The sequence below is a fragment of the Streptomyces sp. NPDC014861 genome, from assembly GCF_043081625.1.
Classification (GTDB): Bacteria; Actinomycetota; Actinomycetes; order Streptomycetales; family Streptomycetaceae; genus Streptomyces.
This window is the reverse complement of sequence record NZ_JBIBWV010000019.1, coordinates 34,866-43,291: the sequence shown is the minus strand read 5'-3', so window position 1 is coordinate 43,291 and position 8,426 is coordinate 34,866. Positions and strand designations below refer to the sequence as shown.

5 protein-coding genes are annotated in these 8,426 nt (G+C 74.5%); 1 reads left to right on the top strand and 4 read right to left on the bottom strand.

The window, feature by feature from the left end; genetic code table 11:
• The 3 genes from ACF1BN_RS28440 to ACF1BN_RS28430 form a co-directional block, all read right to left on the bottom strand.
• Positions 1–3,243: amino acid adenylation domain-containing protein (locus ACF1BN_RS28440; RefSeq protein ID WP_392334446.1), on the bottom strand; the 3,243-nt coding region annotated here is incomplete at its 3' end.
• 186 nt (positions 3,244–3,429) lie between these two features.
• Positions 3,430–4,362 carry a TauD/TfdA family dioxygenase gene (locus ACF1BN_RS28435; protein ID WP_392334445.1) on the bottom strand — a complete coding sequence of 311 codons (933 nt, stop codon included), beginning with the start codon at positions 4,360–4,362 and terminating at the stop codon, positions 3,430–3,432.
• 85 nt (positions 4,363–4,447) lie between these two features.
• Positions 4,448–5,290, bottom strand: coding sequence for a thioesterase II family protein (locus ACF1BN_RS28430; RefSeq protein ID WP_392334444.1), 843 nt, complete (start codon positions 5,288–5,290; stop codon positions 4,448–4,450).
• A gap of 183 nt (positions 5,291–5,473) precedes the next feature.
• Between ACF1BN_RS28430 and ACF1BN_RS28425 the strand changes: the two genes are divergently transcribed.
• The gene (locus ACF1BN_RS28425; protein ID WP_392334443.1) at positions 5,474–6,490 is read left to right on the top strand and encodes a diiron oxygenase; all 1,017 of its coding nucleotides are present in this window, start codon (positions 5,474–5,476) and stop codon (positions 6,488–6,490) included.
• Between the two features lie 272 nt (positions 6,491–6,762).
• Here ACF1BN_RS28425 and ACF1BN_RS28420 read toward each other — a convergent pair whose 3' ends face one another.
• Positions 6,763–8,394 (bottom strand): AMP-binding protein, encoded by a 1,632-nt coding sequence (locus ACF1BN_RS28420; protein ID WP_392334442.1) that lies wholly within the window; start codon positions 8,392–8,394, stop codon positions 6,763–6,765.
• Between the last annotated feature and the right edge of the window lie 32 nt (positions 8,395–8,426).

Genomic DNA, 8,426 nt, shown 5'->3' with positions numbered 1-8,426 from the left:
GGCCTTGCGGGCGCGGGCGACGAGCTGGATGGCGGTGATGGAGTCGCCGCCGAGGGTGAAGAAGTCGTCGCCGTCGGCCGCCCCCTCCAGGTTCAGCACCTGGCCGAACAGCCGGGACAGGGTCTCCCGCACCGACGGGGCCGGCTCCTCCTCGGCCTCGGGCGGCGCGGCCTGGGCCGTCGCCTCCCGGCGCGGCTCCTCCTTCTCGGGCGTCCGCTGCCGCGGCACCTCGTGGGAGGGGGCCGGGGGCGTCTCGCGCGCCGCGCCGCCCGGGGCCCGTACCGGCTCCTGCTCGTGCTCCGGGCCGGGGGCGGGCAGCGCTCCGCGGTCCACCTTGCCGTTGCGGGTCACGGGCAGGTCGGCCAGCGGGACGAAGGCCGCCGGGACCATGTAGGCGGGCAGCCGGCGGGCGGTGCGCTCCGCGAGACCGGGGAGTTCCGCGTCCCGGCCCGCCGCCGGCACCACGTACGCCACCAGGCGGGCCCGGCCGCGCCGGTCGGGGCGGACCGCGACCGCTGCCCGGGCCACCGCGGGGTCGGCGCCGAGGGCGGACTCCACCTCGCCCAGTTCGATCCGGTAGCCGCGGACCTTCACCTGGTCGTCCACCCGGCCGCCGTAGACCAGCACGCCGTCGGGCCGCCACCAGGCGACGTCGCCGGTGCGGTACAGCCGGGCGCCGGGCGGGCCGAACGGGTCGGCCACGAAGCGGGTCGAGGAGAGCCCCGGCCGGTTGAGATAGCCGCGCGCGAGCACCTCGCCGCCGATGTAGATCTCGCCGGGCACACCGGCGGGCACGGGACGCAGGAAGCCGTCGAGGACGTGGATCCGGGCGTCCGGCACGGGTCCGCCGATCGGTACCGGGCCGGTGGGCAGCGGGTCGCCCGGCGCGAGGCGGTACTCCATGCAGCCCACGGTCGCCTCGGTCGGACCGTACTCGTTGACCACCGTCACGCCGGGGTGCAGCTCCCGCCACGAGGCCAGTGCCTCGCCCGTCAACTGCTCGCCGCCCAGCACCAGTTCACCGGTCGGAGAGAACGTCTCCTCGGAGGCCTCCAGGATCGGGAGGTGACTCGGGGTGGCCTTCACGAACGCCGGCGGCGTCCGGTGGTCGAGTCCGGCGTCCGCCTGGTGGTCGTCCTCCAGGTCGACGACCCGCACCAGACCGCCCGCGGTGAGCGGACCGAAGATGCCGGTGACCGTCAGGTCGAAGGAGGGCGGCGAGTGCACCAGCGCCTCCGTCGCCAGACCGGGGTACGCGTCGCGGGCGAAGGCCAGATAGCTCTGCACCGTCCGGTGCTCCACCGCCACGCCCTTGGGCAGGCCGGTCGAGCCCGAGGTGTAGATGACGTACACGAGGTCCTCGGGCCGCGCCGGGCGGCCGCGCTCGGCCTCCGAGGGCGCGGTGTCCGGCATCAGCAGCAGCTCGGCCTGGACCGCCGGGTCGCCCAGCGGGAGCGGCGCCGGGTGCCCGCCGAGCGCCGGGTGGGAGGTGTCGGCGCACAGCACGACGCGCGGCTCGACGTCCTCCAGGACGAAGGTGATCCGCTCCGCCGGGTGGGAGAGGTCGACCGGCACGTAGTACGCGCCCGTCTTGAGCACCGCGAGCAGCGAGACGATCAGCTCCGTGCCGCGCGGCAGCGCGACGGCGACCGGGTCGCCGGGCCGCACCCCGTGGTGGAGCAGCAGCCGGGCCAGCCGGTTCGCGGCCGTGTCCAGCTCCCGGTAGCCGAGCGAGCCGAGCGCGTCGGCCACGGCCGGGGCGTCCGGGCGGAGCAGGACCTGCTCCGCGAAGCGGCCCAGGACGGTCTCCGTCGCGTCCGGCGCCGGCCGGCCCGTGTCCGCCCGGCGGCCCCAGGTCTCCAGAACCCGGTGCCGCTCCTCCTCGGTCAGCAGCGGCACCCGCGCCACCGGGGTGCCGGGGGCCTGGGTGAAGGTGTCGAGCAGCAGTCGCAGCCGGGAGGCGACCAGCTCCACCCGCGCGGGGTCGAACACGTCCGCGCGGTGGTTGAGTTCCAGACGCAGCCGGGCCCCGGGGACGGCGACCACGCTCAGCGGGTAGTGCGTCGAGCCGCTGATCTGCTGCTCGCCGCCGTCCCCGTCCCGCGTCGCGTCCTCCGCGAGCGGGCTGAGCCGCAGACCGGGGGCGATCTCCTCCATCGACGCCCAGTCGGAGGGGGCGTTGCCGAAACCGGTGGAGGTGTCGTACAGGGCGCCGAGCCCGGCCAGCCGCTGCACCTCGTCGAGGCCCAGGTGCTGGTGCGGCCCGAGCGCCAGCTGCTCGGCCTGCACCCGGGAGAAGAGCTGGGCGAGCGACTCGCCGGGCGCGATGCGCACCCGCACCGGCACGGCGTTCATCACCAGGCCCACCATCGCCTCGGCGCCCGGGAGTTCGGCGGGCCGGCCGTGCACGGTCTGGCCGAAGACCACGTCGTCGCGGCCGGTCAGCAGGGAGAGCAGCAGCGCCCAGGCGCCCTGCACCACGGTGTTGAGCGTCAGACCGTGGGCCCGCGCCGTCGCCGTCAGCGCCTCGGTCGCCTCCTCCGAGAGCGTCACCGGCACCATCGCCGGCATCGTCCCGACCCCCGCGGGCGCCGCGCCGGGCGCCACCAGGGTCGGCTCCTCCAGGCCGTGCAGGGCCTCCTGCCACGCCTTGCGGGCCGTGGCGCCGTCCTGCCGGCCGAGCCAGCGCAGATAGTCCGGGAACGGCGTGGCCGGCGCGAGGGCGGCGCCCGAGGGGTCGGCGTACAGCGCGCACAGATCACCGATGACCAGCGGCAACGACCAGCCGTCGAGCAGGATGTGATGGTACGTCAGTGCCAGGATGTGCCGGTCGTCGGCGAGCCGGATCAGCGTGAACCGCATCAGCGGGGGCGCCGCCATGTCGAAGCGGCGCAGCCGGTCCTCCTCGAAGAACGCGAGCAGCGCCTCCTGCCGCGCCGCACCGGCGCGGTCCGCCAGGTCGAGCTCCTTCCACGGAGTCGACACCACGCGCCGCACCAGCTGCACCGGCTGCCCGTTGGCTCGCACCCGGAAACCGGTCCGCAGCACGGGGTGCCGGGCCAGGACGCCCGCGCAGGCGGCGCGCAGCCGCTCGGCCGACACCTCCCCGTGCAGCTCGAAGGCCGCCTGGATGGTGTAGACGTCCACCGCTTCGGTGTCGTACAGCGCGTGGAAGAGCATGCCCTGCTGGAGCGGTGTCAGGGGCAGGGCTGACTCGATCGGCGACTGGGTCTCTTCGTTCACTGGAGGTCCTCCCCGGACGCGGGCGGGGCTCGGCTGCGCGGAGGCGCGCAGGGCGGGTGGCAGGGGGTCGGCGGGCGGGGGAGGGGGGAAGGCCGCCGCTCGGCACCGGCGATGCTTCCGTGCGGCCGGAGGCAGGGGCCAGGCACACGACCGGCAACTTCCGGCCGTGCCCGGCCCGTCCGCGACTCAGTCGCGGGTGATCAGGTCCGTCATCGACACCAGCACCCGCCGCTCGCCGGTGAACGCCTCGCGCCCGTGCGACCAGCGCATGTTGTCGATCACCATCAGGTCGTGGAGCTCCCAGTCGAAGCGCTGCGTCCGCCGGCCGAACGCCTCCCTGACCGCCGCCACCAGCGCGTCCGGGATCGGCGCGCCGTCCCCGAACACCACGTCGTTCGGCAGTCCGTCCTCGCCCAGCACCGCCAGCAGGTCCTCCCGCAGGCTGCCCGGCAGCGACGACTGGTGGAAGAGCACCAGGTGGTTGAACCACAGCCGGCGCCCGGTCCGCGGGTGCACCGCCAGCGCGGGCGCCCGGCGGACCGTCCGCAGGCAGTCGTCCTCCCGCCACTCCCACTCCATGCCGGCGTCCGCGCAGAACCGGTCGACCTCGGCCGGGTCGTCGGTCTGGAAGGCGTCCCGCCAGTCCAGACCGGCCCCGCTGCCGTAGTTCCGCACGTACCGCAGACCGCGCCGCTCCAGCTCCTCGACCACCTCGGCCGGGATGTCGTCGAGCACCCGCGTGACGTCCGTGATCGGCGTCGCGCCGCCGGTCAGCGCCGGCACGGCGCTGAAGAACGCCAGCCGGCCCGGCCACGCGCCGGCGTACGAGGACTCGCAGTGCTGCGGGATGACCTCGCGCGCCGGGTACTCCGTCGACGTGAAGACCCCGTCCCCGACCTCGCTGCGCGGGGTGGAGCGCTCCGTGTACTGGAGCGGGTCGAAACCGAGCCGCTTCAGCGCCCGCCCGAACTCCTCCGCCCCGTCGGCGACGGCCCCGCGGACCAGGACCGCGCCCGCCTCGGAGACGGCGGCGCCGATCTCGGCGGCGTGGTCCCGGGCGTAGGACTCCAGGCCCGCGCCGGCGGCCTCGAACACGACAATGCCGGTCAGATCGTTCAACTCTTACAACTCCCTGGGAATGAGCGGCGGAGCCGGTGCCCCCGTCGCGGGGCCGGCCGGGGCGCCGGGACCGGCGCCGGTGCCGTCAGAGCAGCGTCGCGGCCAGGGCGGCGGTCATCGCCGCCGCGCCGGTGAACAGGTAGTCGTGCCCGCCGGGCAGCAGCCGCGAGGTGAACCCGCCCGCGGCGCACTCCCGCCAGAGCTCCAGCTGCTGCCCGCCGATCAGCGGGTCCTCGGCCCCGCCGAAGACGTGCAGCGGGCAGTCGACCGGAACGGCGGCGGGCCGGTACCCCTCGACCAGAGCCAGGTCGCGGCGGACCGTGCGCAGCGCGTACGTCAGATAGGCGGGGTAGCGGGACAGCTCCGGCGGGAAGCCGCCGAAGCCCTCCAGCCACGCCAGCAGCTCGGCGTCCTCCAGGTGCGAGACCCGGCGCCGCACCGGGGCGTGCGGTGCCCGCGAGGCGGACACCACCAGCGCGGACGGCGGGCGCAGCCCGAGCTCCGCCACCCGGACCGCGATCCGGTGGCCGAGGAGCGCGCCGAAGCTGTGGCCGAACAGCGCGTACGGCATGTCCAGCTCGTCGCGCACCCCGTCGATCACGGCGTCGGCCAGCTCTTCGAGGGTGCCGGGCATCGTCTCGCCGCTGCCCACCCCCCGGCCCGGCAGCTCCACGGTCGCCAGCTCGAACCCGGGCAGCCCCATGGCCAGCCGCCAGGGCGCGAACGAGCCCGTGCTGCCGCCGGCCTGGGGCAGGCAGAGCAGCCGCAGCCGGTCCTCGGGACCGCCGACCCGGCCGACGACCCACGGACGGCCCGCCGTGCCGGCGGCGTCCCCGCCGTGCCGGTGCGGTGCCGCGTCCGCGACCCCGGGCCCCGGGCCGCCCGCAGGGGCGGGCTCCGTGGCGAGTTCCGCGGCGTAGGTGCCCATCCCGCTCCCCCGATTCCGTCTCGTGACCCTCCGGCCGGCGCCCGCTGGGGGCGGCGGCCCGTTGCCGACATCGTGGGCAGCCGGCGGACGCGGGACCAGGCACAGGCACCGGCAACCGGGCTGCCGCCTAGTTGCCTCGCCGGTTCCTGGAGGGGGACCGGAGCCGCGCCGCACACTCCTGCCATGACCACTGTTCCCGATGAGGCGTCCGCAGCGACGTTCTTCACCCTGGACTCCGTCGCCGCCGAACTCATGGAAGTCGACGCGGTGTTCAAGGCGTGCATGAACTGGAACTACGGATCCCGAGACAGCCGTGTGTGGAGCCTCTACGAGAAGAACAAGGTCTCGCAGTGGAACGCCGCCACCGACATCGACTGGAGCCACGACATCCAGTTCGGGGCCCCGCTGAGCGAGGAGAACGGCGCCAAGCTCGCCTCCTTCGTCATCGGCGAGGACAGCCCCGTGCCGCACCACATGCTGACCGACTTCCGCTGGGAGTACCAGGCGTGGATGTGCAGCCAGTTCCTCCACGGTGAGCAGGGCGCGCTCGTCACCACCGCGCGCCTCGTCGAGACCGTGCCGGACCTGGACGCCAAGACCTACGCGGCCTCCCAGGTGGCCGACGAGGCGCGGCACGTCGAGGCCTTCGCCAAGTACGTCGACGAGAAGCTCGGCGTCGTCTACCCGATCAACCCCGGCCTGAAGACGCTGCTCCAGGACCTCCTGTCGGAGTCCCGCTGGGACATCGTCTACCTCGGCATGCAGGTCGTCGTGGAGGGCCTGGCGATCACCGCGCTGCGGCTCGCCAGCAGCAGCTTCGGCGACCCGATCATCCGGCAGATCACGCGGATGGTCGCGCAGGACGAGGCCCGCCACATCGCCTTCGGCGTCTCCGCCCTCAACGGCATGTACGCGGACGTCACCTCGGCCGAGCTGAAGGAGCGCGAGGACTTCCTGCTGGAGGCCATCCGGCTGATGTCGCGCCGCTTCATGCTCCGCGAGATCTGGGAGCGCATGGACCTGGACGTCGAGCACGGCCTGCGCTTCGCCCGCCACAACCCGATGATGTCGGCGTACCGCCAGATGCTCTTCCAGCAGATCATCCACATCCTGCGGCAGCTGGGCATGCTCTCGGACAGGGTCAAGGAGCTGCTGCTCGCGGAGAACCTGGTCCGCTCGGAGGAGATGCAGCTGCGCTGAGCCGGCCGGCGTCACCCACCGAGGGTGCCGCGCGATCCCTTCCCGGGGGGTGCGCGGCACCCCTTTCGCGTGCGCGGTGCGCGGTTCGCCGTCCCCGACGGCCGGGCGACGCACGGAGGGGGCCGGCGCGGATCGCGCGCCGGCCCCCTCCGCGGGTGCTCGCGGTACCGCGCCCGGACGGCCCCCCGGGCGGCGGCGTCGTAGTCCGTGCGGACGGCCCCCGGACGCCCTCTCGGCGGGGCGGTCGCCGACGTAGGACGCGTCCGCCCCGCCTACTCCGCCGTCAGCGGTGACGTGGACGTCTCGTACCGGCCCGCGCAGAGCGCCTTCCACATGACCCGGCGCCGGGGCTTGCCGCTGGAGGTGACCTCGATGCCGCCCCGGCCGACCTCGACCGCGAGCAGCCGGGCGTCGCCCAGCCACTCGGCCAGCACCTCGTGGGCCGCCTCGCGCCAGCCGGGCCGTACGTTGCCGAGGACGACGACGCCGGTCGGGACGCCGTCGCGCACCCCGAGCAGCACCGCGACCTGCCGGTCCGGGATCCCCCGCTGGTGCAGCAGCGTCTCCAGGCTCTCGGCGAAGACCATCTTGCCGCTCACCTTGAGCCCGTCGCCGAGCCGGCCGATCACGTACAGCTGCCCGTCGCGCAGGAAGCCCGCGTCGCCGGTATGCAGCCCGGCCTCGCCGAGCGCCGTGCCCGAGGCGGAGCTGGTGTCGCCGACGTACCCGCTCGCGATCGAGACGCCGGTGACGACGACCTCGCCGACCTGCCCGTCGGGCAGCTCCTCGCCGTCCTCCGACAGGATCCTGACGGTGCGGTTCTCCAGCGGCGTGCCGCAGCCGACGACGGCCGTGCCGGCCAGCGCCGACGCGTCCCCCTCGTCCGGCGCCGCGACCGTCCACCCCGCCCCCGGCGCCAGACCGGTCACCGCGAGGGTCGCCTCCGCGCCCCCGTACGCGGGCAGCAGGGCGCCGCGGTCCAGGCCGTGCGGGCCCATCAGGGCGTGGAAGTCCTCCAGGACCTGCGGGTCGACCCGCTCGGCGCCGATGATGATGGCCCGCATCGAGTCGAAGCGCAGCCCCTCCAGGCGCTCCGGCCGGACCCGCCGCAGGATGTAGGCGAGGCCGAAGTTGGGCATGCCGGTGATCGCGGTCCGGTTGTCGCTCATGCACTTCAGGTAGCGCTGCGGCGAGCGGATGAAGTCGTCGGGCTGCATCATCCAGCCGCTGGCGCCGGTGACGACCACGTTCAGCAGATAGCCGACCAGGCCCATGTCGTGGTGGACCGGGAGCCAGCAGATGCCGGGCAGGTCCGGCGTCCAGCCGAAGCGCCGCCGCATCCCCGTGAGGTTGTCGCGCAGCGCCTCGGCGGAGATCAGCACACCGCGCGAGTAGCCGCTCGACCCGGACGTGAACTGCATCAGCGCCGTCTCCGGCAGCGGCAGCGGGGCGGCCAGCGGCTCGACGCCGTCCACCAGCGACTCGAAGACGACCGGCTCGGGCAGCGACAGGCCGGCGGAGAGCTTGCGGATCCGCTCCTCCGACTCGTCGTCGCAGATGATCAGCTTCGGGTCGGCCGTCTCGAACAGCCGGGCCACGTGCGTCTCGTACTCGTCCGCCCGCTGGAACGCGAACGGCGGCGCGATCGAGCACGGCGTGGCACCGGCCGCCAGCGCACCGAAGAAGCCGGCCACGAAGCCGGGGCTCGACCGCAGCACCAGCGCCACCACGTCCCCGCGCCCCACGCCGTTCGCCCGCAGCGCGGCCGCGGTGCGCAGCACCAGATCGGCGAGTTCGCGGTACGACCGGAAGTCCCAGCCGTCGTTCTTCTCCGCGTAGTACAGGCCGCGCTCGGCGGACGCCTCGTCCAGCCAGTCGAGCAGACCTCGGTCCGGGATCGCCAACGTCCTCGTCCTCTCCGGGATTCCAGGGCAGG